Origin of the sequence: Phenylobacterium sp. RIFCSPHIGHO2_01_FULL_69_31 (assembly GCF_001824475.1) — a bacterium.
GTDB lineage: Bacteria > Pseudomonadota > Alphaproteobacteria > Caulobacterales > Caulobacteraceae > Phenylobacterium.
Genome location: NZ_MHXN01000016.1, coordinates 143,563 through 164,913 on the forward strand (window position 1 = coordinate 143,563; position 21,351 = coordinate 164,913).

Annotated in this window: 22 protein-coding genes; 12 read left to right on the forward strand and 10 right to left on the reverse strand. The window is 70.6% G+C overall.

Features of this window, described 5'->3' with window-relative positions; translation table 11 throughout:
* Positions 1-101: 101 nt before the first annotated feature.
* On the forward strand, positions 102-395 hold the full coding sequence (locus A2790_RS12260) for a DUF1330 domain-containing protein (RefSeq protein ID WP_293391882.1): 294 nt from the start codon (positions 102-104) through the stop codon (positions 393-395).
* Here A2790_RS12260 and A2790_RS12265 read toward each other — a convergent pair.
* The 6 genes from A2790_RS12265 to A2790_RS12290 all read right to left on the reverse strand — a co-directional run bounded on the left by A2790_RS12265 (position 392) and on the right by A2790_RS12290 (position 6,269).
* A complete protein-coding gene (locus tag A2790_RS12265; RefSeq protein WP_293391885.1) occupies positions 392-1,933 on the reverse strand; it encodes an acetolactate synthase large subunit in 1,542 nt (513 codons plus the stop codon). The genes A2790_RS12260 and A2790_RS12265 overlap by 4 nt on opposite strands.
* A 1-nt stretch (position 1,934) precedes the next feature.
* Entirely contained in the window at positions 1,935-3,710 is a 1,776-nt protein-coding gene (locus A2790_RS12270) for a feruloyl-CoA synthase (RefSeq protein ID WP_293391888.1), read from the reverse strand.
* 65 nt (positions 3,711-3,775) lie between these two features.
* The gene (locus A2790_RS12275) at positions 3,776-4,261 is read right to left on the reverse strand and encodes a BLUF domain-containing protein (RefSeq protein WP_293391891.1); all 486 of its coding nucleotides are present in this window, start codon (positions 4,259-4,261) and stop codon (positions 3,776-3,778) included.
* 67 nt (positions 4,262-4,328) lie between these two features.
* Positions 4,329-5,546: a DUF6596 domain-containing protein gene (locus tag A2790_RS12280; protein ID WP_293391894.1), complete on the reverse strand. Its 1,218-nt coding sequence runs from the start codon at positions 5,544-5,546 to the stop codon at positions 4,329-4,331.
* Entirely contained in the window at positions 5,546-5,896 is a 351-nt protein-coding gene (locus tag A2790_RS12285) for a YciI family protein (RefSeq protein WP_293391897.1), read from the reverse strand. The genes A2790_RS12280 and A2790_RS12285 overlap by 1 nt, the downstream gene beginning before the upstream one ends.
* A 19-nt stretch (positions 5,897-5,915) precedes the next feature.
* Positions 5,916-6,269 (reverse strand): YciI family protein, encoded by a 354-nt coding sequence (locus A2790_RS12290; protein ID WP_293391900.1) that lies wholly within the window; start codon positions 6,267-6,269, stop codon positions 5,916-5,918.
* Positions 6,270-6,364: 95 nt separating this feature from the next.
* Here A2790_RS12290 and A2790_RS12295 point away from each other — a divergent pair, with 95 nt between their 5' ends.
* Positions 6,365-7,723: a serine hydrolase gene (locus A2790_RS12295; protein WP_293391903.1), complete on the forward strand. Its 1,359-nt coding sequence runs from the start codon at positions 6,365-6,367 to the stop codon at positions 7,721-7,723.
* A gap of 4 nt (positions 7,724-7,727) precedes the next feature.
* Here the strand turns inward: A2790_RS12295 and A2790_RS12300 are convergent, their stop codons facing one another.
* Together A2790_RS12300 and A2790_RS12305 are read right to left on the reverse strand one after the other, a co-directional pair.
* Entirely contained in the window at positions 7,728-9,071 is a 1,344-nt protein-coding gene (locus tag A2790_RS12300) for a dihydroorotase (protein ID WP_293391906.1), read from the reverse strand.
* Positions 9,064-10,035, reverse strand: coding sequence for a glycosyltransferase family 9 protein (locus A2790_RS12305; protein ID WP_293391909.1), 972 nt, complete (start codon positions 10,033-10,035; stop codon positions 9,064-9,066). Before A2790_RS12305 ends, A2790_RS12300 begins: the two co-directional genes overlap by 8 nt.
* Positions 10,036-10,096: 61 nt before the next feature.
* Here A2790_RS12305 and A2790_RS12310 point away from each other — a divergent pair, with 61 nt between their 5' ends.
* Positions 10,097-10,930 (forward strand): folate-binding protein YgfZ, encoded by an 834-nt coding sequence (locus tag A2790_RS12310; protein WP_293391912.1) that lies wholly within the window; start codon positions 10,097-10,099, stop codon positions 10,928-10,930.
* Positions 10,931-10,945: 15 nt separating this feature from the next.
* On the opposite strand, the gene A2790_RS12315 is transcribed toward A2790_RS12310, so the two are convergent.
* Positions 10,946-11,824 (reverse strand): alpha/beta hydrolase, encoded by an 879-nt coding sequence (locus tag A2790_RS12315; RefSeq protein ID WP_293391914.1) that lies wholly within the window; start codon positions 11,822-11,824, stop codon positions 10,946-10,948.
* 52 nt (positions 11,825-11,876) lie between these two features.
* On the opposite strand from A2790_RS12315, the gene A2790_RS12320 reads away from it, so the two are divergent.
* From A2790_RS12320 to A2790_RS12345, 6 genes are all read left to right on the forward strand, one after another.
* Positions 11,877-12,467: a DNA-3-methyladenine glycosylase I gene (locus A2790_RS12320; protein ID WP_293391917.1), complete on the forward strand. Its 591-nt coding sequence runs from the start codon at positions 11,877-11,879 to the stop codon at positions 12,465-12,467.
* Positions 12,464-12,763 (forward strand): hypothetical protein, encoded by a 300-nt coding sequence (locus A2790_RS12325; protein WP_293391920.1) that lies wholly within the window; start codon positions 12,464-12,466, stop codon positions 12,761-12,763. The genes A2790_RS12320 and A2790_RS12325 overlap by 4 nt, the downstream gene beginning before the upstream one ends.
* Positions 12,763-13,428 carry a ribonuclease HII gene (locus tag A2790_RS12330; protein ID WP_293391923.1) on the forward strand — a complete coding sequence of 222 codons (666 nt, stop codon included), beginning with the start codon at positions 12,763-12,765 and terminating at the stop codon, positions 13,426-13,428. The genes A2790_RS12325 and A2790_RS12330 overlap by 1 nt, the downstream gene beginning before the upstream one ends.
* A gap of 146 nt (positions 13,429-13,574) precedes the next feature.
* The gene (locus A2790_RS12335; RefSeq protein WP_293391925.1) at positions 13,575-15,836 is read left to right on the forward strand and encodes an MHYT domain-containing protein; all 2,262 of its coding nucleotides are present in this window, start codon (positions 13,575-13,577) and stop codon (positions 15,834-15,836) included.
* 82 nt (positions 15,837-15,918) lie between these two features.
* Positions 15,919-16,998 (forward strand): site-specific DNA-methyltransferase, encoded by a 1,080-nt coding sequence (locus tag A2790_RS12340; protein ID WP_293391928.1) that lies wholly within the window; start codon positions 15,919-15,921, stop codon positions 16,996-16,998.
* A gap of 113 nt (positions 16,999-17,111) precedes the next feature.
* Positions 17,112-18,260: an MFS transporter gene (locus tag A2790_RS12345; RefSeq protein ID WP_293391931.1), complete on the forward strand. Its 1,149-nt coding sequence runs from the start codon at positions 17,112-17,114 to the stop codon at positions 18,258-18,260.
* Here A2790_RS12345 and mutY read toward each other — a convergent pair.
* Positions 18,257-19,303, reverse strand: a complete 1,047-nt coding sequence (gene mutY / locus A2790_RS12350; RefSeq protein WP_293391934.1) for an A/G-specific adenine glycosylase — start codon at positions 19,301-19,303, stop codon at positions 18,257-18,259. The two genes, A2790_RS12345 and mutY, sit on opposite strands and share 4 nt — an antisense overlap.
* A gap of 136 nt (positions 19,304-19,439) precedes the next feature.
* Here mutY and A2790_RS12355 point away from each other — a divergent pair, with 136 nt between their 5' ends.
* The 3 genes from A2790_RS12355 to A2790_RS12365 all read left to right on the forward strand — a co-directional run bounded on the left by A2790_RS12355 (position 19,440) and on the right by A2790_RS12365 (position 21,351).
* Positions 19,440-19,979 carry a DciA family protein gene (locus A2790_RS12355; protein WP_293391937.1) on the forward strand — a complete coding sequence of 180 codons (540 nt, stop codon included), beginning with the start codon at positions 19,440-19,442 and terminating at the stop codon, positions 19,977-19,979.
* Positions 19,980-20,096: 117 nt separating this feature from the next.
* Positions 20,097-20,720, forward strand: coding sequence for a thioredoxin domain-containing protein (locus A2790_RS12360; protein ID WP_293391940.1), 624 nt, complete (start codon positions 20,097-20,099; stop codon positions 20,718-20,720).
* A 1-nt stretch (position 20,721) separates the two neighbouring features.
* Positions 20,722-21,351, forward strand: coding sequence for a DsbA family protein (locus tag A2790_RS12365; RefSeq protein WP_293391943.1), 630 nt, complete (start codon positions 20,722-20,724; stop codon positions 21,349-21,351).

The following is a 21,351-nucleotide window of genomic DNA, read 5'->3' on the forward strand; positions in this document are numbered from 1 at the left end:
CCGGGATCACGAAGGCCCGCGGAGCGATCCGCGGGCCTTTTGCTTGCCGAACGTTGGGGCAGGGCCGCGAGGTTGGCGCCCCCATTCGAAGGAGAGAGCCGATGCCGGCCTATGTGATCTTCATCAAGAACAAGACCACCGACCCCGAAGAGCTGAAGACCTACGGCCAGAAGGCCGCGGGCGCCCGGGGCGACCACCAGATCACGCCGCTGGCCTTCTACGGCGCCCTGGAGGTGCTGGAGGGCGACGCCGCCGAGGGCGTGGTTCTGCTACAGTTCCCCGACAAGGCCGCGGCGCGCGCCTGGTACGACAGCCCGGCCTACCAGGACGCCAAACAGCACCGCCTCAAGGGCGCCGACTATCGCGTCATTCTGGCGGAGGGCCTGGGCGGCTAGATCTTCGCTTCGATGAACATCGGGCCGCGCTGGCCCATGGCGCCGGCGAAGGCCTTTTCGAACTCCTCGGCGGTGGCGCAGCTCACCGCCGGGAGGCCGAGGCCCTTGGCCACCGCCACGAAGTCGATGTTGGGCTCGCCCAGGTCCAGCAGCTTGCGGGCCGACGGCCCGGCCTCGCCGGCGCCCGTGCGCTGCATCTCGATGTTGAGGATGCGGTAGGTGTAGTTGGCGAACACGACCACGGTGATGTCGAGGTTCTCGCGCGCCATCGTCCACAGCGCCTGCACCGTGTACATGGCCGAGCCGTCGCCGTTCAGGCTGAGGACCTTGCGGTCGGGTGCGGCCACGGCGGCGCCGATGGCGAGCGGCAGGCCGATGCCGATGGCCCCGCCCGTCAGCGCCAGCACGTCGTGCGGCCGGGCGGTCGCGGTATTGGCGGCGATCCCGGCGCCGGAGGTGACGGCGTCGTCGCAGATGATGGCGCCCTCGGGCATGTGCCGGGCGATCGAGGCGCCGATCGTATAGGCGGTCTGCTTCCCGGTCGGAGCCGCGTCTGGCAGCGCCAGCACCTGGCTGGGCCCTTCCTTCGGCGCGCCCAGCGCATCGGCCAGGGCGGCGAGGCCGGCGACGGCGTCTTCGCTGCGTTCGGCGAGGGTCAGGGTCTGACAGTCTTCCGGGACCAGCACGCTGGGGCGGTTGGGATAGGCGAAGAACGCCACCGGCATGGTCGTGCCGGCATAGACCATCAGGTCCACGCCCTCGAGTTCGGCCAGGGCCATCTCGCCGAAGTATTGCATCTTCTTCGGCAGGAAGCCGCCGGCGCCGCGCGGCTGGCGCGCGACGAAGGTGTCGGAATAGACCGTGACCCCGGCCGCCTCCAGGCGCGCGGCCTGCTTCAGCGCCTCGGCGCGGACGGCCTGGCCGCCCAGGAGGACGACCGGCTTCTTCGCTCCCTTGATGGCCTTGGCGGCGGCGTCGACCGCCGATGCGGCGGGCGCGGCCCGCGCAGGCTTCTGCGCGATCACGGGCTCGCCCTGGGCCGGCAGCCAGGCGGCGTCGGCGGGCAGGATCAAGCTGACCGGGCCGCCAGGCGGGCCGTAGCTGGCGGCGACCGCCTCGGCGGCCAGGCTGGCCACCGTGTCGGGCGTGTCGGCCGACTTGGCCCAGATCGAATTGGGCTTCACCAGGGTGGCGATGTCGGAGTTCAACGGCGCGTCGTACTGGCGGTGATAGGTGGCGTGGTCGCCGATGACGTTGACGATGGGCGTGAAGGCCCGGCGCGCATTGTGCAGGTTGGCGACGCCGTTGCCGTAGCCGGGGCCAAGGTGCAGCAGGGTGCAGGCCGGCTTGTCCGCGATCCGACCGTAGCCGTCGGCGGCGCCGGTGGCCACGCCCTCGAACTGGCACAGGACTGGGCGCATCGCCGGCACGCCGTCCAGGGCGGCCACGAACTGCATCTCTGACGTGCCGGGATTGGCGAAGCAGGCGGTGACCTCGTTGGCCACCAGGGTCGCGATCAGGGCGTCGGCGCCGTTCATTCTAGAATTCCATCACGTCGGAGGGAGCGGGGTCGGCGAAGAGCCGGTCGATGGCCTCGGCCCGACGGGTGCGGGCGAGGCTCTGGGCGATGTAGCCCTTGTCGGTGATCTCGCCGGAGCTGGCGTCGGGCGCGTCCGGCAGCACGAGGGCGCGGGCGACGCGGCCGCCGGAGCCCTTGGCGCGGCCGTTGAACGCCGCGAGGCCCGCGCGCACGGCGGCCTCGATCTCGGCCCGCGGGCGGGTGGGGTTGGGATAGAGCAGCAGGCCCACCGCGTCGCGGTTCTCGCCGCAGACCACAGCGTCGGTCACGGCGTCGCCGATCGCGCCGACGGCGCCGATCCGCAGTTCGCCCACCGAGACGAAGGTGCCGGACGCGAGCTTGAAGTTCTCGGACAGCCGGCCGTCGAAGATCATTCCGGCTTCGGGATTGGCGGGGTCGACGAACCGGGCGGCGTCGCCCAGCCGGTAGAAGCCTTCCTCATCGAAGGCGGCGGCGGAGAGCTCGGCGCGGCCCAGGTAGCCGGGGGTGACCTGCGGACCCTTGACCCGGAAGTCCAGCTTGCCTGCCTCCGGAACCAGGCGCACCGAGGTGCCGGGCAAGGGCAGGCCGATCATCCCCATCCGCGCATTCGGCCAATGGACGTTGCAGGCGGTGGGGCCGGTCTCGGTGGCGCCGTAGCCGGAGCCGAAGCTGATCCGCTCGCCCACCGTGCGCACCGCCACGGCCTGGATGCGGTCGGCGGTCGCCTGGCCCAGGGCCGCGCCGCCGTACTGCAGCAGGCGAACACGGGAGAAGAAGGCGCGGGCGAGGCCATCGTCCTGCTCCAGGGCCTCGGCGAACAGCATCCAGGCGGCGGGCACCATGTTCTGATACGTCGGCGCCACCTCGCGCAGGTTGCGGATCGTCTCGCCGAACTTCGCCGCCGTCGGCTGGCCCGCGTCGATGTAGAGCGAGCCGCCGCGGTGCGCCGAGTAGTGCAGGATCGCGTTGGCCCCCAGGCTGTGGCTCCAGGGCGCGGAATGGACCATGACCGGCGGGTCCGGATCGTCGAAGCAGGCGGTGATCTGGGCCGCGTTCAGGCTCATGGTGCGGTGGGTGTTGATCACCGCCTTGGGAAGGCCGGTGGAGCCTGAGGTCAGCAGGTACTTCGCATGCTGGTCGGGCGCGGCGACGGGTGCGGTTGGCCCGGACTCGTAGAGCCGGTCCAGCAGGACGTGGCCGGGACGGGGGTTGGCGGCGGCGATCACCGGCAGGCCGGCCAGAACGTCGGCGGCGAGGCCCTCCCCGAACAGGGCCGCGTCCTCCGTATAGACCGCGGCAGGCTTCAGGACTTCGCAGGCGTGGGTGAGCCGGGAGATGTTGGCGCCGGGCAGGCCGTACTGCGGCGAGACCGGCGCGACCGGCATTCCCTGGCCCATGGCGGCATAGGCGATCAGCGCGTGGTCGATGGCGTTGCGCGCCAGGATCAGCAGCGGGCGCTCGCCGACGATTCCCAATTCCTGAAGGCCGCCGGCAAGGGCCGCGATCCGCTGCCAAGCCTCGGCGAAGGTCACGGTGCGCCAGCCCTCGCCCGAACGCTCGGCCAGCCAGATGCGGTCCGGCGCGGCGGTGGCCCAATGGGCGAGAGACGCGGTGACGGTCTGGAACTGAGTCGAGTACGGCGTCGGGTTAGTCAGGACGAACTCGCCGCCGGGCCGCGCCTCCACCGTCAGGCGGCGCGGCGCGTAGCGGGGATCCCGAAAGGGAGCGGTCGAGATGTTGAGCTCGGCGTCCATGCCCGAGCGTTACGGGCGCCGGCCGCGAAAGGGAAGCCCGTCTTTGGCCGAGCGGAGCCGCGATGTCAGACGGTCGGTGAGGCGCGGCCGCTGCTCGAGGACGCGGCCACCAGCTTTGCGTGGGCCGCGTCGAGCTGGCGTGCGTGCCGGGCCGCCAGACCCTCCAGATGCTGCAGCAGGGCGCCGGGATCCGCCTCGCGGAGTTCGAAGGCGATGTCGGACGCCGCCAGCAGCTTGTCTTCCAGGTCCGAGAGGGTCAGGCCGCACATGGACCACCTCGGGAAGCTTCGTTCATCGATGCTGGCCAGCGACCGCAGGCGAATGTCGTGGTGGCGCTGGTCCTGAAGAATGCGCTCGTAGCAGGCGATGACCCTGGCGTCCGGGCCCTCCAGCACCTGCACGAAGCTTGCGCCGTCGGCGAGCAGCAGGCCGGTGACGGCGTCGGGCGTATTACGCCGCGCGGAGACGACGAGGATCTCCTCCATGGCGTGCGGGAGGTTCGCGGCGGCCGCGTCCGAAATGCGGCTGACATAGAGAAGGCGGCAAAGCATCGGCGACCCAGTTGAGGCCGGCCGACCAATAGGGCCTCGACGGGGCTATGCAACCTCGGCGCAGAGATCACGCCACGTCAAGGTCACGCCGTCTGCGCTCGAGCCACAGGCGCTCGGCAGGGGGTGGTTGCAGAGCTAAGGCCGCGGTGTACGCGTCGCGCGCCTGGTCCGGGCATCCGCCCTTTGCGCTCAGCGCGGCCAGCGCGGCCTGGTACGGCAGCCAGTCCTCCACGCCGTCGATCCGCGCGAGTTCGGCCAGGCCCGCGTCTGCTCCCCGCGCCTCCCCGATCGCGACGGCCCGGTTCACTGCGACGGCGGCATGGGGGCGAACCTCGGCCAGAACGTCGTAAAGCGCGGCGATGGTCGGCCAGTCCGTCACGCCGGCCTCGGCGCGGGTGCAATGGGCGGCGTGGATGGCGGCCAGGATCTGGCGCGGACCGCTGCGGCCGATCTCGGCGGCGCGGCCCAGGAGGTCGGCTCCCCCGGCGATCAGGTCGCGCCGCCAGAGGCCGACGTCCTGCTCGGACGGTGGGATCATGGCCCCCATGTCGTCGAGCCTCGCGGGACGCCGGGCCTCGGCGAAGCGGACCAGGGCGGCCAGACCCAGCACCTCGGGTTCGTCGGGCATGAGTTCGGCCAGCAGGCCCGACAGGCGCAGGATCTCGGCGGCGAAGGGCGCGGCGTCGCGATCGGCCAGGGCGGCGTCCTCATAGGCCTGGGCATAGGCGATCTCGAGGGTGGCCAGGACCGCTTCAAGCCGCTCCGGCCAGGCAGGACGGCTGGGGACCTCGAACGGCACGCCCGCGCCGGCGATCTTGCGCTTGGCCCGCGTAATCCGCTGCAGCATGGCCGGCTCGGCGGTGAAGAAGGCGCGCGCGAGCCGCGCCGTGGACAGGCCGCAGACGACCTTGAGCGTGAGGGCGGCGCGGATGTCGGGCGCCAGCGCGGGATGGCAGCACACGAAGATCAGTTTCAGCCGCTCGTCGGGTATGGGCTCATCGGCCGCCATCAGCGCCTCCTCGGGGGTAGGCAGAGGCTCGGGGGCATCGAGGATCGCGCGGTCACGGACGGCGGCGCGGCGCCTGGCGTCGATAGCGCGCCGCAGGGCCGCCCGCCACAGCCAGGCGGCGGGGTCGCGCGGCGCCTGGTTCGGCCAGGTCACGAGCGCGGCGGCCGCAGCGTCCGCGAACGCGTCCTCGGCCAGGTCCAGGTCGCGCAGGCGCCCGGCCAGGGCGGCCACGACCCGCGGCCGGGCGGTGGAGATGTCCTGGCCGAAGCGTCGCATCAGTGGACGGCCAGAGGGCGGACCTCGACCTTGCCGCCGTCGACGACGGGGACGCGCCGGGCGATGGCGAGCGCCTCGTCGAGGTCGGGCACGTCGATCAGATAGTAGCCGCCGAGATGCTCGCGAGTCTCGGCGAAGGGGCCGTCGTGCAGTGTCTGTCGGCCGCCCCGGGTCACGACGGTGGTCGCGGTAGAGCTGTCCTGGAGGCCGGAGCCATCCTTCATGGCGCCCTTGGCGCGCAGCTCGGCGGCCAAGACCATGTGTTTCGCGACGATGTCCTTCAGCGCCGCTTCGCCGGCCTCGCCGGCGTAGGCGTCCTCGGGCTCGTAGATCAGGATCATGTACTGCATCGGTCCCTCCTCCTCCTGATCAGTGGGCGACCACCGGGCGGACCTCGACCTTGCCGCCCGGGATGATCGGAACCCTGCGGGCCCAGGCGGTCGCGGCTTCGAGGTCGGCGACATCGATGACGTAGTAGCCGCCCAGGTGCTCGCGGGTCTCGGCGAAGGGGCCGTCGTGAACGGTCTTGGCGCCGGCGGCGTCGGTCCGAACCGTGCGGGCCTCACGGGTGGGCTGCAGTTCTTCGCCGGAGAATTCCACGCCCGCGGCGACAAGGTCCTCGGCCAGCTTCATGTGCTGGGCGATGATCTCGGCGAGAGTCTTCTGGCCGGCTTCGCCCTCGTAGGCGCCTTCGGGCTCGTAGAGCATCAGCATGTACTTCATTTGGGTCCTCTCCGGCGTTGAAGTTTGCGCGACGCGATAGCGTGCGTCACCGGGGAGACGGGCGTCGTCCGCCCGATTCGACAGGGGTCTGCCACATGCGGTCGATTTTTCTGGCGGCGATGGCCGCCGCGGTGCTGGCCAACGGCGCGACGGCGGCGGAGGACCCGCACGTGCGGGCGCTGGCGGCAGGCTACAAGGCCGCCTTCCTGTGCAGCGGGGTCTTCAACGCCGGCCGGCCCGAGACGGAGATCGCCGCCGACGACCTGGAGGGGATCTATCCGGACTACCAGGCGCTGGTGCGGACCTTGCCGGCGGTGGTGGACCGGCAGGCGAAGTCGGTGAGCGTGGCCTTCGATCCGAAGCTGCCGCCGCGGATCGCCGCCTGGCGGCCGAACCTGGGCTGCGCGCAACTACCGATCGGGGCAGGCCCGGAGGCGGTGGCGAAGCTGCCGCGCCTGGAGATCGAACCGCCGCCGGCCGCCAAGGCGAACTGGCCCGACGGGGACGAGAAGGCCACGGGGAAGACCCCAAAAGCGCTGGAACCCCTGCTGGCCCAGGCCTTCGACCCGGGCGTCTACGGCGGCAAGACCACCGCCGTGGTGGTCGTGAAGGACGGGAAGATCGTCGGCGAGCGCTACCGTCCCGGCTACGACCTGCACACGACGCAGCGGACCTGGTCGGCGGCCAAGAGCCTGACCGCGACGGTGGTGGGACGGGCCGCGCACCTGGGCAAGTTGAAGGTCGACGGACCGGCAGAGATCCCGGAGTGGCGAGCGGCGGGCGACCCCCGGGCCGCCATCACCCTGGCCCAGCTGCTGCACATGGGCTCGGGCCTCTGGACGGACGGGCCGGGCAACCGCACGGACGAGGTCTATGTGGGCGGTGGGCTGGTCACGGAGTGGGCCACGCGGATGCCGCTGGAGGTCGCCCCCGACACCCGCTTCCGCTATGCGAACAACGACACGCTACTGGCGGCGCGCAGCGTACGAGCGGCCCTGGGCGACGGGCCGGACGCGCTGGCGTTCCCCTTCACCGAACTGCTCTGGAAGATCGGGATGCGGCACACGACGCCGGAGACGGACTGGCAGGGGAACTACATCCTCTCCAGCCAGGTCTGGACCACGGCCCGCGACTTGGCGCGGCTGGGCCTGCTCTATCAGAACGACGGGGTGTGGAACGGCAGGCTGCTGCTGCCGGAGGGTTGGTCGAGGTTCGTCGCCACGCCGGGGCCGGCGCAGCCCGAGAAGGGGCCGGGGTATGGGGCGTTCTTCTGGCTGTACGGTCCTGCCCAGGGCCTGCCTGAAGGAACCTACGGCATGAACGGCAACCGCGGGCAGTACGTGTTCATCGTCCCGTCGAAGAAGGTTGTGATCGTCCGCCGCGGCTTCGATTCCGCGGCGGCGCGGTTCGACGAGGTGAAGTTCGCCCGGGACGTGCTGGCGGCGCTGGAGTAGCGCCTCAGGCGTCGGCCGGCAGCGTCTCCAGGAACCGCACCGGCTCGCCCAGGCTGGGCGCCACGATCTCGTCGTCGCGCATCACGACGCGGCCGCGGATGATGGTGGCCTTGGGCCAGCCCTTGGCCTCGAAGCCGTCAAACGGGGTCCAGCCGGCGCGGGTGGCCATCTGCTCGTGGGTGATGGTGCGCCGCGCCTTGAGGTCAACGATGGTGAGGTCGGCGTCGTAGCCCACGGCCAGGCGGCCCTTGTCGGCCAGGCCGAAGATGCGCTGGGCGCCGTGGCTGGTGAGGTCGACCAGCCGCTCCAGGCTGAGCTTCCCGTCGGCCACATGGGTGAGCATGACGGGCAGCAGAGTCTGCACCCCGGGCATGCCTGACGGCGAGGCCGGATAGGGGCGGGCCTTCTCCTCGCGGGTGTGCGGGGCATGGTCGGAGCCCAGGACGTCGGCCACCCCGTTGGCGACGCCAACCCAGAGGCCTGCGCGGTGGGCGGCGTCCCGGATCGGCGGGTTCATCTGGGCGAACCCCTTCAACCGCTCGTAGGCCTCGGGGCCGGCCAAGGTCAGGTGCTGGGGCGTGACCTCGACGGAGGCGACGTCCTTGTGCGCAGCCAGGTAGGCGATCTCTTCCTTCGTGGTCACGTGCAGGACGTGGATGCGCTTGCCGGTCTTGCGCGCCAGGCGCACGAGGCGCTCGGTGGACTGGATCGCCGACTGGGCGTCGCGGACCTCGGGATGGCTGGTCCAGTCGCCGGTCCGGGCCAGGGGGCGGCGGTCGGCGAGGCGGTATTCGTCCTCGGAATGGAAGGCGGCGCGGCGACTGATGTTGCGCAGCACCTGCTCGACGCCCTCGTCGTCGGCCACCAGGAGCGTGCCGGTTGAGGCGCCCATGAACACCTTGATCCCGCAGCAGCCGGGCAGGCGCTCCAACTCGCCCAGGAAGGCGGCGTTCTCGTGCGTGCCGCCCACGTAGAAGGCGTGGTCGCAATGCATGCGGTGGTTCGCGCGCTTCAGCTTGTCGGCCAGCGCATCCGGGTCGGTGGTGGTCGGCTCGGTGTTCGGCATTTCGAACACGGCCACCACGCCGCCGAGCACCGCACATTGGGAGCCGGTCTCCAGGTCTTCCTTCCACTCCAGACCCGGCTCGCGGAAATGGACCTGGGTGTCGACGACGCCCGGCATGACCGTCAGCCCGGAGGCGTCGAACACCTCGCCGGCGGAGGCCTGCGACAGGTCGCCGATGGTGGCGAACTTGCCATTGCGAATCCCGATGTCGGCCGGGCCGCGCCCCGCGTGGTTCACCACCTCGCCGCCGCGGACGATCAGGTCGTAGGTGGTGTCAGGCATTCCGGGGTTCCGTGGCTTTCAGGAGGTCGTTGGCGGCGGCGAGGACGGTCTTCACCGGCAGGTCCATCATGTGACACAGCGCCTGGCCGAAGCCAGGGTCAACCGCCTGGATCCGTTCGAAGGAGCGGGGGCCGCGCACCACCCGCGCGTGCTCGCCCCAGGGCGCGTAGAGGCGTTCGTCGGAGGGGCCGAAGAGGCCGATGGTCGGGCAGCCGGCGGCGGCGGCCAGGTGCATGGCGCCGCTGTCGTTGCCGATGAACAGGCGCGCCCGCTTCAGGCAGGCGAAGGCGGTCAGCAGGTCGACCTTTCCCGCGAGGTTGATGAAGCGGCGGCCGGCGGAGTCCTTCAGCGACCGCGCCAGGCTTTCGTCCGTGGGCCCGCCCAGCACCATCAACCGCCCGCCCGCCAGGGGGCCGTAGCCGTGCAGCAGGGTCATGGCCACCTGGCTGAACCGCTCGACGGGCCAGGTCTTGCCGACCCAGTTCGCTGCCGGCGCCATGGCCAGGATGGGACCGGCGCCCCGGGTCAGTTCGTCGGCATAGGTCTCGACATCGGCGTTGGTGAAGATGTGGGGCGGCGCCGGCTCGTCCTCGATCTTCAGCACACGAGCCGCCTCCAGCACCTTGTGCATGGGCTGGGCGCTCTTGCGATGGATGGCGCGGCGCTTGGTCGACAGGAAGCGCGAGATCCCCGAGCCGCGCAGATCGACGATCAGGCCCCAGTTGGTCTGGCGCACCTTCTGCCAGAGCTCGAACCAGTGGCTCCCGCTCTTCGACTTCTCCAGGACGATCACCCGGGCCAGGTTCGGAACCGCGGCGAACAGGGGCGCGGCGTCCGGGCCGGCGACGATGGTGAAGCGCGCGTTGGGGATCTCGTCGGCCAGCCGCTTGATCAGGCCGGACGACAGCACGGCGTCGCCGATTCGGGTGGCCGTGATGAAAAGGATCGGGAAGGAAGCCGACATCGGCATTCCTATACGCACGCGGCCGCTGGCGCTCCACACCGCGCGGCCCCAAATTGTCGGGATGTCGCAGACTGTCACCTTCGCGCACTTGCCAAGCCGTTCGCTCATCGCGCTCGCCGGCCCCGACTGGCGCAGCTTCCTGCAGGGGCTGATCACCCAGGACGTGGAAACGGTGGCGGAGGGCGAGGCGCGGTTCGGCGCCCTGCTGACGCCCCAGGGCCGGCTGCTCTACGACCTGTTCGTGGTTCCCCGCGGCGACGGCGCCTGGCTGGACGTCGAAGCGGCGCATCGCGAGGCGCTGGTCCAGCGGCTGACCCTCTATCGTCTGCGGGCCAAGGTGGAGGTCGCGGCGGACGACACGCCGGTGAGCGTCCTGTTCGGCGGCGATCCGCAGGACCGGGCCGGATGGGTCCGCGACCCGCGGCTGCCGGAGCTGGGCTGGCGCGGCTACGGGGTGACGGCGCCGCCGGGCGCGACCCTGGCGACCGAGGCCGAGCGTGAGGCCCAGAAGCTGCGGCTGGGCGTGCCCGGGCCGGCGGACTGGGGCACGGAGAGGACCTATCCCATCGAAGCCAATTTCGACCTGCTGAACGGCATCGACTTCAAGAAGGGCTGTTTCGTCGGCCAGGAAACCACCTCGCGGATGAAGCGGCGCGGGACGATCAAGAACCGGATGCTGCCGCTGGTGGTTGACGGGCCGCCGCCGGCGCCCGGGGCCGAGGTGCTGAACGGCGAGCTGCGCGCGGGGGAGGTGCTGTCGGGCGGCGAAGGACGCGCCATTGCCCTCGTGCGGCTGGACCGAGCGCTCGGTGCGCCCCTGACCGTCGACGGGCGGCCGGCGCGGGTGGAGGTTCCAGACTGGATGGCGGCCGCGGTGACGGAGTTCGCGACCTAATCCCGCATCGGGGGATCACCGTTCCCCGAAGAATGCCCGCAGCAGCTCAAGCGTCTCCGCCGGCTTCTCTTCCGGGATGAAGTGGCCGCAGTCGAGGGACTGGCCGCGGACGTCGTCGGCCCATTCGCGCCAGATGGCGAGGGGGTCGTACCAGGCGGCCAGCGCGCCCTTGCCGCCCCAGAGCACCTGGACCGGGCAGGCGATCTTTCGGCCGGCGGCCTTGTCAGCGTCGTCCAGGCGGCGGTCGTAGCCGGCGCCAGCGCGGTAGTCCTCGCACATGGCGTGGATCACGGAGGGGCGTTTCACGGCTTCGAGGTATTCGGCATAGGCCTCGGGGGCGAACATGGCGGACGCCTGCGGGTACTGGCCCTTGAAGAAGAAGTACTCCGGGTCCGCGTTGATCAGGGTTTCCGGTAGCGGATGGCGCTGGGCCAGGAACGGCCAGTGCCAGTACCCCAGCGCGAACCGGCGGTCGGCGCGGGCCCAGACTTCGCCGGTCGGGATGATGTCGAGGATCGACAGCCGCCGCACGGCCTGCGGATGGTCCAGCGCCAGGCGGTAGGCCACACGTCCGCCCCGGTCGTGGCCGGCCACGTCGAACGTCTCGAAGCCGAAATGGCGCATTACGGCCATGGCATCCCGGGCCATGGCGCGCTTGGACGCGGTCTCATGGTCCTCGCTGGCGGGCGGGGCGGTCGAGCCGCCGTAGCCGCGCAGGTCGAAGCAGACGACGGTGAAGTCGCGCGCCAGCCCCTCGGCGACCTGCGCCCACATCATGTGGGTCTCAGGGTAGCCGTGCATCAGCAGCACCGGCGGGCCCGAGCCGCCGCGGCGAACGCGGAGCGAGACCTCGCCGGTTTCCACCTGCGACAACTGGAAGCCTTCGAACGCCATCGAAACTTTGGCCCCTTGTTTCCAGCCCCCGGCTGCGCTGAGAGTGCCGCCGATGACTGGGACCCTGACTCGGTGCGAATGGCGCGGCATGGCCGGCGACCCGCTGTACGAGGCCTATCACGACACCGAATGGGGCGTGCCGGAATATGACTCCCGCGCGCTGTGGGAGAAGCTGGTCCTCGACGGCTTCCAGGCGGGGCTCGCGTGGATCACGATCCTGAGGAAGCGCGAGGCCTTCCGCGCAGCCTTCGACAATTTCGACCCTGAGAAGGTGGCCCACTACGGGGAGGCCGATCGTGCGCGTCTGATGGCCGACGCGGGCATTGTCCGGTCGAACGCCAAGATCGACGCCGCCATCGAGAGCGCGAAGATCTACCTGCAGATGCAGGCGCGCGGCGAGGACTTCTCGGCGTTCTGCTGGGGCTTCGTGGGCGGCAAGCCGATCCAGAACCGGTGGAACGCCTTCGGCGAGGTCCCGGCCCAGACGGAGCTGGCGGTCGAGGTGTCGAAGGCGCTGAAGGCCCGGGGCTTCAAGTTCGTTGGCCCGGTCATCGTCTATGCCTGGATGCAGGCCGTGGGCATGGTCAACGACCACTTCACCTGCTGCTTCCGCCACGACCAGGTGAAGACGCTGGTGCGATGAGGATTGCGACGCTGTTTACCTGCGCCCTGATGCTTGCCGGGTGCGAGCACATGTACGGCGGCTTCGACGGGAAGCTCAGTGACTCCGAGGCGATCTCGCTTGCCCGTCGCGAAGCTGCGCGGCGTGGAGTGCTACTTGCCGGCCGTCAGCCCGTGGTCAGGCGATCTGAAACGGGTGCGATGGTCTACTTCGAGGATCCCGCCTGTCGGACGGCGTGCCTGGATGGGCTGCCTGTGGTGGTCGGGATTTCGCCCGACAAGCGGCGCGTGATCTATTTCAGCGACGGGCGCGTCTAGTGGCCAAGGGTCCCACGCTCCTTCTGGAAAAGGCCTTCGTCGGCGGCCCGGTGTGTGGCGTGGACGAGGCTGGGCGCGGCCCGTGGGCCGGGCCGGTGAGCGCGGCCGCGGTGATCCTGCATGACAACCCGCGGAAGATCCCCAAGGGTCTGGACGATTCCAAGAAGCTGACCGCCAAGGCGCGTGAGGCGCTGGAGATCGAGATCAAGGCGACCTCGATGGCCTGGGGCGTGGGCTTCGCCAGCGTCGAGGAGATCCACGAGCTCAACATCCTGCACGCCACGGGGCTGGCGATGTGCCGGGCGATCGAGGCCCTGAGCGTCCAGCCGGTCTTCGCGCTGGTGGATGGAAACTACCGCTTCAAGCTCCCTTGCGAGGTGAAGACGGTGGTGGGCGGCGACGGGAAGTCGAAGTCCATCGCGGCGGCTTCGATCCTGGCCAAGGTGGCCCGCGACCGGCTGATGATGGAGATGGATGCGCTCTATCCAGGCTACGGCTTCGCCAGCCACAAGGGTTACAACGCCCCCACCCACCTGGAGGCCCTGGTCAACCTGGGCCCGTGCGAGATCCATCGGCGCGCCTGGCGGCCGGTGAAGCTGGTGCTGGCGGGCAAGGATCCTCGCCTCGACGGCGAGCTTCAGGACGAGCTGCCGTTCGACAGCTGAGGCCCTGCCGGACCGCGACGCGCGCCGAAAGGTGCGCTCCTTCGTCGCGGGCGTACTTGCGCTAGACGCACGGCTGACGAGCGTTTGGCCAGCCAATGTTAACGCGCCGCCGTTACAGCTGTTGGCCTCCCCAACGCTGAGCGTCCATGTTTTCCGTCCTTGCGTGCATCGCCGTCGACCATGACCTGAAGCTGGTTGTCCTCGCGGCGCTCGTCTGCGCGACGGCCTGCGCGGCGGCGTTCGGCTTCCACCTTCGCAGCCTGCAGGCGGCCGGATCGGCGGTCCGGTGGGTGTGGGCGGCGCTGACCGGGGTGGTCGCCGGCTCGGGCGTCTGGGCGACGCACTTCGTCGCGATGCTCGCCTACGAGCCCGACCTTCCCATGGGTTACGAACCTTGGACCACGGCGCTGTCGTGGCTGATCGCGGTGCTTGGCATGGGCGCGGGCTTCGCCCTGCCGGTCCATCGCGACACCCGCGCCACGGCTTTGGCGGGCGGCGCCCTGGCCGGCATGGCGGTGGGCGCGATGCACTTCACGGGCATCTCGGCCTGGCGCATGCAGGCGCAGATCGAATGGAACGAGGCCTTCATCGTCGCCGCCATGGCCGTCGGCCTTCTGGGCGGCGCCGCGGCGTTCTATCTCCGCACGCGCGTCGACCGGCAGTGGGTGGTCGTCGCCCCGGCCGGTCTTATGGTGCTGGCGATCGTCGGACTGCATTTCACGGCCATGACCGCGGTGGAGCTAGCGCCCGATCCGGCGCTGGCCCTGCCTGCCCAACTGGCCGGCCGCGACACGCTGGCGGTCGCCACGGTGGTGCTTGTGGCGCTGATCCTGGCGGCGACATCCGGCCTGATCTGGATGCAGGCGCTAGGACGGCGCTCCACGCTTCACGGGCTGCGCGATGCGCTGGACGCCGTGCCGTCCGGCCTCGCCTTCTACGACCCCGACGGCCGCCTGCTCTCCTGGAACAAGGCCTATGCCGGCCTGGTGGCCGCTGCGGGCGTCGAGGTCCGCCACGGTCTCACACGTTCGGAGATTGCGCAGGCGGTCTTCGCCGCCGGCTGGGCGCCCCAGGCGGGGCACGCGGTCGATGCGCCTCTCTCGGACTTCTACGACCGGAGCCGGACCCAAGGGGTCGAGCTCGAACTGCCGGACGGTCGCTGGATCCGGCACCAGGCGTTCTCGACCCAGGACGGCGGTGGCGTGACCAAGATCAGCGACATCACCGAGCAGCGCGAAACGGCGCGGGTGCTCTCGGAGGCGCGCGACGCGGCCGAGGCGGCCAACCGCGCCAAGAGCCAGTTCCTGGCCAATATGAGCCACGAGATCCGCACGCCCCTCAACGGCGTCCTGGGCGTCGCCGACGTGCTCGTCGCCAGCGGCCTGTCGGCCAAGCAGCAGGAATTGGTCGGCGTCATCAAGACGTCGGGCGACCTGCTGAACGCCCTGCTAGGCGACCTGCTGGACCTGGCGCAGATCGAGGCGGGATCGGCGGAGCTGCGCCCGCAACCCACGCCGCTCGGCAGCCTGGTCCAGTCCGTCTGCGACCTCTATGCGCCGCAGGCGGAGCAGATGGGACTGGCCCTGCGCCTGGAGATCGGTCCCGGCGCGGGCGACCCTGTCTCCTGCGACGGTGTGCGGCTGCGGCAGGTGCTCGGCAATCTCGCCAGCAACGCCGTCAAGTTCACCGAGAGGGGCGAGGCCGTGATCCGGCTCGACCGCCAGGGTGACCGCGTGACCTTCCAGGTGCGCGACACGGGCGTCGGCTTCGATGCGGCGCTCAAAGCCGAGCTGCTGGGCGCCTTCGGCCAGGCCGACGACAGCTCCACCCGACGCTACGGCGGGGCGGGCCTGGGCCTGGCGATCTGCCGCGAGTACGTGGCGCTGATGGGCGGTGAACTGGATTGCGAGAGCACGCCGGGCCAGGGCTCGACCTTCACCTTCAGCCTCGACTTGCCGGCGCTGCCGGACGGGGGCGCCGCGGAACCGCACGCGGTGGCCTACGCCGCCGAGGTCGAGCGCACCTTCCGGGTCCTGATCGTCGACGACAACGAGATCAACCGCCAGGTCATGGGGCTGATCCTCGACTCTGCGGGCATCGAGCACGCGGAGGCGGAGAACGGCCTTCTCGGCGTGGAGGCGGCCGTCACCGGCGGGTTCGACGCGATCCTGATGGATATCCAGATGCCGGTGATGGACGGCTTCGAAGCCACCCGGCGGATCCGCGCGTGGGAGGTCGAGCAGGGTCGCCAGCGGATGCCTATCCTCATCGTCTCGGCCAATGGGCTGCAGGAGCACGTGGACGAAGGCGCCCGCGCCGGCGCCGACGGCCACCTGAACAAGCCGGTCTCCGTGCCCCAACTGCTCGGCGCCCTGGAACGGCACGTGGGCGCCGTGCTGGCCGCCTGACGCCTGCCCAAACCGTCGTTGACGGCCTGTTCACCATGTTGGCCTGAAGATTCACGCCTTCTGTTGTGTTTGAGGTTGGGCCATGGGGCTGCCGGTTGACGCCATTCTGAACGGCGATTGCCTGGAGGAGCTGAAGAAGCTCCCCGACAGGTCGGTCGATCTCGTGTTCGCAGACCCCCCCTACAACCTCCAGCTTGGCGGGGACCTGCTGCGGCCGGACAACTCCAAGGTGGATGCGGTCGACGACCACTGGGACCAGTTCGAGAGCTTCGCGGCCTACGACGCTTTCACCAAGGCCTGGATGGCCGAGTGCAAGCGCGTGCTCAAGGACGACGGGGCGCTGTGGGTGATCGGCAGCTACCACAACATCTTCCGCGTGGGCGCGACGCTGCAGGACCTGGGCTTCTGGATCCTGAACGACATCGTCTGGCGCAAGTCGAACCCGATGCCGAACTTCAAGGGCACGCGATTCACCAATGCCCACGAGACCCTGATCTGGGCGGCCAAGAGCCGGGGCGGGCGCCGCTACACCTTCAATTACGACGCCATGAAGATGGCGAACGACGAGCTGCAGATGCGCTCGGACTGGACCCTGCCTCTGTGCACGGGCGAGGAGCGCCTGAAGGACGACAAGGGCGACAAGGCCCATCCGACCCAGAAGCCCGAGGCCCTGCTGCACCGGGTGATCATGGCCTCGACCAAGCCGGGCGACGTGATCCTGGATCCGTTCTTCGGCACCGGCACCACCGGCGCCGTGGCGCGGCGGCTGGGCCGCAAGTTCATCGGCATCGAGCGCGAGGCGGAGTACGCGGCCATCGCCGAGGCCCGCATCGCGCGGGTGATCCCGGCCACCGCCGAGGAGATGGCGGTCACTGGCTCCAAGAAGTCGGAGCCCCGCGTGCCCTTCGGCAGCCTGGTGGAGGCCGGGCTGCTGCGGGCCGGAGACGTGCTGTACTGCCCGCGCGGCCAGAACGCGGCCCGGGTGCGGGCGGACGGCAGCCTGGTGGTGGGCGAGCTGGCCGGCTCGATCCACAAGGTCGGCGCCATGGTGCAGTCAGCCCCGGCGTGCAACGGGTGGACCTACTGGCACTTCAAGACGGACAAGGGCCTGGCGCCCATCGACGTGCTGCGGGCCAAGGTCCGCGCGCAGATGCCGATCTGACCGGTTTCGGCCCCCGCGCGGGGGAAGTCGCTGGACCCCATACCCGTTCTTCGGCCACCCTGATCCGAACAGGTGTTTTGGGCGGGGGGTGATGGCATGGGCAGGTCGCGGCGATGAATCCGCGCGTGTTCGTGCTCACCATGGTGACGTTCGCCTTCGGCTCGGCGGCGTTCATCTTCGCCGGCCTGCTCGAGACCATGGCGGCGGACCTGGGCGTCTCGACCGCCGTGGCGGGCCAACTCCAGACCGCCTACGTCCTGACCTCTGCCGTGCTTGGCCCGGTGGCGGCCCATGTACTGGCCAGGTTCGACCGCAAACTGGTGGTGCTTGCAGGCCTGAGCTTCGGCCTGCTGCTGCACCTGGCCTGCGCGGTGACGCCGAACTTCGAGACCCTGCTGGGCCTGCGCGGGCTGGCGGGACTGGCGGGCGCCATGTCGGGGCCGGCCGCCAGCGTGGCGGCAGCCTCGATGGTCCCGCCCGAGCGGCGCGGGTCGGCGCTGGCGATGGTGGCCGGGGGCATGACCCTGGCCTTCGTGCTGGGCATCCCGATGGGAAGCGTCGTGGGCTCGCTGTTCGGCTGGCGCGCCACCTTCCTGTTCGCGGCGCTGCTGTCGGCTTCCGCGCTGGTGGCCGTGACGCTGTTCCTGCCGCCGGCGCCCGCGCCGCCGAAGCGGGAGGGCGGGGCGGTGGCGGTCTCGGCGATCTGGCCGCTGTACCTGACCACCTTCCTGGTGTTCGCCGCCAACATGACGCTCAACCTCTACATCGCCCCCATCGTGCGGGTGGGGGCTGGCGTGACCGGCGCCGGCGTCGGGGCCTTCCAGGCCATGATCGGGTTCGGATCGATCATCGGCCTCTGGCTCGGCGGCCGGGCCGCCGACCGCAACGTGGGCAAGGCCTGGATCATGCAGGGCTTCGCGATCCAGGGCGTGGCCATGAGCCTGCATTTCGCCGCCACGCACCAAGCGCTTCCGCCCGGCCTGCCGAGCCAGCTTCTGGTGGCGCTCGCCATCCTGGTCGCGGCGACGGCGCTGTTCTCCATCACGCCCGTTATCCAGTCGCGGCTTATCCAGATGACCGATGGGGCGCCGGTGGCTCTCGCGCTCAACGGCTCGGTGATCGCCGTCGGTCAGGCGCTGGGGTCGGCGGCGGGCGGCGCATCGCTGGCCGCCTGGGGGGTGCCCGCCATCCCGGCGACGGCCCTGGCCCTGTCGCTGGCCGGCTTCGCGATCCTCAGCGTCGCCTTCCCACGCCGCCGCTAGAGCAGGTTCGTCAACCCGGCCCGCGCGGCCTTCAGGAACACGCTGGGCAGGGCGTCGAGATCGCGGCGGGGGCTCCAGATCACGTCCGCGGCGTCTCCCTCGGCGCGCAGCAGGCGCAAGGTCAGGGTGAAGTGGGTGAAGCCGTGCTCCACCTCCCCGACACCGCGCCATGCCGCCGGGGCGGGCGCCGCCTCGGCGGCTTCCGCGTCACTCCAGGGGGCCGCCCGCCAGTCGCTGGTAGGGAGGGCCAGCATGCCGCCGAGCAGGCCTTTGGGCGGCCGGCGGACCAGCGCGATCTGGTCGCCGCGGGTGAGGACGTAGGCTACGCCATGGCGATGGGGCAGCGCGGCCTTCGCAGTCTTGCGGGGGTAGGTTTCCGGCGCGCCGGTCGCCAGGGCTGCGCAGTGCGAGGCGACCGGGCAGCGGTCGCAGAGCGGCGCCTTTGGCCGGCAGATCGTGGCGCCAAGGTCCATCAGCGCCTGGGCCCAGTCTCCCGGGCGGTGGTCGCGGACCAGGCCGGCGGCCAGACGTTTCAGCTCGGGCTTGGCGTCGGGAAGGGGCGTCTCGACCGCGAATAGCCGCGCCATCACCCGCTCGACGTTGCCGTCCACCACATTGGCCGGCCGGTCGAAGGCGATCGCACCGACCGCGGCGGCGGTGTAGGGGCCGAGGCCCGGCAGACCGCGCAGGCCCTCCTCGGTGTCCGGGAAGACGCCGCCGTGCTCGCTGGCCACGGCGCGGGCGCACTTGAGCAGGTTGCGGGCGCGGGCGTAGTAGCCGAGGCCCGCCCATGCGGCCATGACCTCGCCGTCCGCTTCGCCCGCCAGGTCGGCGACGGTCGGCCAGCGGGCGGTGAATTTGAGGAAGTAGGGCGTCGCGTGCGGGACCGTGGTCTGCTGCAGCATCACCTCGGACAGCCACACCCGGTAAGGATCGGGGCGCACCCCGGCGGCATGGTCGGCGGGGCCCACGCGCCAGGGCAGGTCACGGGCGCTGGCGTCATACCAGGCTAGGAGCTGCGCGCGGAGGGTGTCGGGGTTCACGAGGCCCTCATATCGTCATCCTTGGGTCGCGCGCGAGCGCGATCCGGAGACCCCAGCAGCCTCGCTGCATCCCGATATTCTGCTTGGATACCCGGGATCGTCTTTCGGACGACCGTGGGATGACGATAATAGGGAGATGGCCCGCCAGCTCCCCACCCGAGAGGAAGCGCTTCTGATCCTCGCGCAGAAGAAGACGCGGCCGCAGTTCAGGCCGGCGCCGCCGGCGGGCCGCGCCTTGAACCGCTTCGTGAGAGAACTCGACGCCAAGTACGGCCAGGGCGCGGGCGCGCTCACGACGCGTTGGCGCGAGGTGGTGGGTCCCGAGATCGCCCGGCGGACCGAGCCGGTGAAGCTGGTGCGCGGGCGCAACTGCGGAGCGTCGTCGCTGGAGATCCGTGTCGCCGGACCGGCGGCCGCCATCATCCAGCATCAGGCCCACGAGATCCTGGCGCGCGTGAACGTGTTCCTCGGCCCCGAGGCGGTCCAGAAGCTGCGGATCGTGCAGGGGCCGCTGCAGCGGCAGGCCGAGCCGCCGCCCCGCCGCCGCGCCGCGCCGCTGGACGCCGCGGCCGAGGCGAAGCTGGCCGAGGGCCTCGCCGCAGCGCCGGACGGGAAGCTGAAGGACGCGTTGCTCGCCCTGGGACGGGGCGTGCTCAAGCGCCAAGGCCAAGGTTGACACATATCCGCCGCGGTCCCATCGGCATCTGCCGGCCGGGCCCCTCTTGCGAGGGTTGCTTGGGGCGCGCGGGAATCGCGCTTTAATCCTTTGTTCAGAACTGCCGGAAGGTCTTCGATGTCGATCCTCAGCCGCCGTCTCCTGATGGTCGCCGCCGCCGCGGGCGCGGCTCTGGCGCTCGCGAGCTGCAACAAGGCGGGGGGCGGCGGTGCGGCGTCCACCGAAGCCATGACCATGGGCAAGGCCGACGCGCCGGTGCACATCGAGGAGTACGCCTCGACCACCTGCAGCCACTGCGGCCGCTTCGCGATCGACGTCTTCCCCGCGTTCAAGGCCAAGTACATCGACACCGGCAAGGTGCGGTGGACCTATCACGAGTTCCTGACGCCGCCGGAGGCCGTCGCCGCGGCCGGCGTGCTGGTCGCCCGCTGCGCCGGCAAGGACAAGTATTTCAGCGTGATCGATGCGCTCTTCCACAGCCAGGAAGAAATGTACCGAACCGGCGATGCGCGCGGCACGCTGCTGAAGGTCGCCCAGTCGGCCGGTATGACCGAGGCCCAGTTCAACGCCTGCGTCCAGGACGAGGCCGCGGCCAAGGCCCTGAACGACCGGGTCCAGGCGGCCCAGAAGGACCGCAACATCACCTCGACCCCCACCTTCTACGTCAACGGCAAGAAGCTGAAGGAAGGCGAACTCTCGATGCAGGAGCTGGAAGCCGCCGTCGCCGGGGCGGGCAAGTAGCGTGACCGCGTTTACCCGCCGGGCCGCGATCGCCGCCGCCGCCGCCACGGCGGCGGGCGCGGCCGCGCCCGCCTGGGCCCAGTTCAAGGCCGCGCCGGGCGACATGAGCCTGGGCGACCCCAAGGCCCCGGTGCATGTGGTGGAGTATCTGTCGCTCACCTGCCCGCACTGCGCCCACTTCCATGCCGACGTCTTCCCGGCCTTCAAGGCGAAGTACATCGACACCGGGCGGGTGCATTTCACCATCCGCGAGCTGCTGACGGCCCCGCCCCAGGTGGCGGCGGCCGGCTTCATGCTGGCGCGGTGCGACGGCGGGAAGAACTACTTCAAGATCGTCGACGAGGTGTTCCGCAGCCAGGCCCGCTGGCAGGGCGGCTCGATCAAGCCGATCTTCGTGGAGATCGCTAGGAACAACGGCCTGACCGACGCCCAGTTCGAGGCGTGCATCACCGACCCGAAGGCGCAGGAGGCGCTGCAGGCGCGGCTGGAGTACGCCACGGGGACCGACAAGGTGACCGGCACGCCGACCTTCTTCGTCAACGGCGTCCAGCTCCCCAACCAGGAGACGCCGACCCTCGCCGATCTGGACGCCGCGGTCGCGCGGGCGTCGAAGTCTACGGGGAGGCGCTAG

What these genes read in the sequence shown, in the direction of transcription:
- A2790_RS12280 (WP_293391894.1), bottom strand. Translation starts at nt 5,546, where the DNA reads ATGCGACGCTTCGGCCAGGACATCTCCACCGCCCGGCCGCGGGTCGTG.
- A2790_RS12345 (WP_293391931.1), top strand. Translation starts at nt 17,112, where the DNA reads ATGAATCCGCGCGTGTTCGTGCTCACCATGGTGACGTTCGCCTTCGGC.
- A2790_RS12285 (WP_293391897.1), bottom strand. Translation starts at nt 5,896, where the DNA reads ATGCAGTACATGATCCTGATCTACGAGCCCGAGGACGCCTACGCCGGC.
- A2790_RS12335 (WP_293391925.1), top strand. Translation starts at nt 13,575, where the DNA reads ATGTTTTCCGTCCTTGCGTGCATCGCCGTCGACCATGACCTGAAGCTG.
- A2790_RS12295 (WP_293391903.1), top strand. Translation starts at nt 6,365, where the DNA reads ATGCGGTCGATTTTTCTGGCGGCGATGGCCGCCGCGGTGCTGGCCAAC.
- A2790_RS12275 (WP_293391891.1), bottom strand. Translation starts at nt 4,261, where the DNA reads ATGCTTTGCCGCCTTCTCTATGTCAGCCGCATTTCGGACGCGGCCGCC.
- A2790_RS12340 (WP_293391928.1), top strand. Translation starts at nt 15,919, where the DNA reads ATGGGGCTGCCGGTTGACGCCATTCTGAACGGCGATTGCCTGGAGGAG.
- A2790_RS12310 (WP_293391912.1), top strand. Translation starts at nt 10,097, where the DNA reads ATGTCGCAGACTGTCACCTTCGCGCACTTGCCAAGCCGTTCGCTCATC.
- A2790_RS12315 (WP_293391914.1), bottom strand. Translation starts at nt 11,824, where the DNA reads ATGGCGTTCGAAGGCTTCCAGTTGTCGCAGGTGGAAACCGGCGAGGTC.
- A2790_RS12260 (WP_293391882.1), top strand. Translation starts at nt 102, where the DNA reads ATGCCGGCCTATGTGATCTTCATCAAGAACAAGACCACCGACCCCGAA.
- A2790_RS12270 (WP_293391888.1), bottom strand. Translation starts at nt 3,710, where the DNA reads ATGGACGCCGAGCTCAACATCTCGACCGCTCCCTTTCGGGATCCCCGC.
- A2790_RS12360 (WP_293391940.1), top strand. Translation starts at nt 20,097, where the DNA reads ATGTCGATCCTCAGCCGCCGTCTCCTGATGGTCGCCGCCGCCGCGGGC.
- A2790_RS12305 (WP_293391909.1), bottom strand. Translation starts at nt 10,035, where the DNA reads ATGTCGGCTTCCTTCCCGATCCTTTTCATCACGGCCACCCGAATCGGC.
- A2790_RS12355 (WP_293391937.1), top strand. Translation starts at nt 19,440, where the DNA reads ATGGCCCGCCAGCTCCCCACCCGAGAGGAAGCGCTTCTGATCCTCGCG.
- A2790_RS12300 (WP_293391906.1), bottom strand. Translation starts at nt 9,071, where the DNA reads ATGCCTGACACCACCTACGACCTGATCGTCCGCGGCGGCGAGGTGGTG.
- A2790_RS12320 (WP_293391917.1), top strand. Translation starts at nt 11,877, where the DNA reads ATGACTGGGACCCTGACTCGGTGCGAATGGCGCGGCATGGCCGGCGAC.
- A2790_RS12290 (WP_293391900.1), bottom strand. Translation starts at nt 6,269, where the DNA reads ATGAAGTACATGCTGATGCTCTACGAGCCCGAAGGCGCCTACGAGGGC.
- A2790_RS12265 (WP_293391885.1), bottom strand. Translation starts at nt 1,933, where the DNA reads ATGAACGGCGCCGACGCCCTGATCGCGACCCTGGTGGCCAACGAGGTC.
- A2790_RS12325 (WP_293391920.1), top strand. Translation starts at nt 12,464, where the DNA reads ATGAGGATTGCGACGCTGTTTACCTGCGCCCTGATGCTTGCCGGGTGC.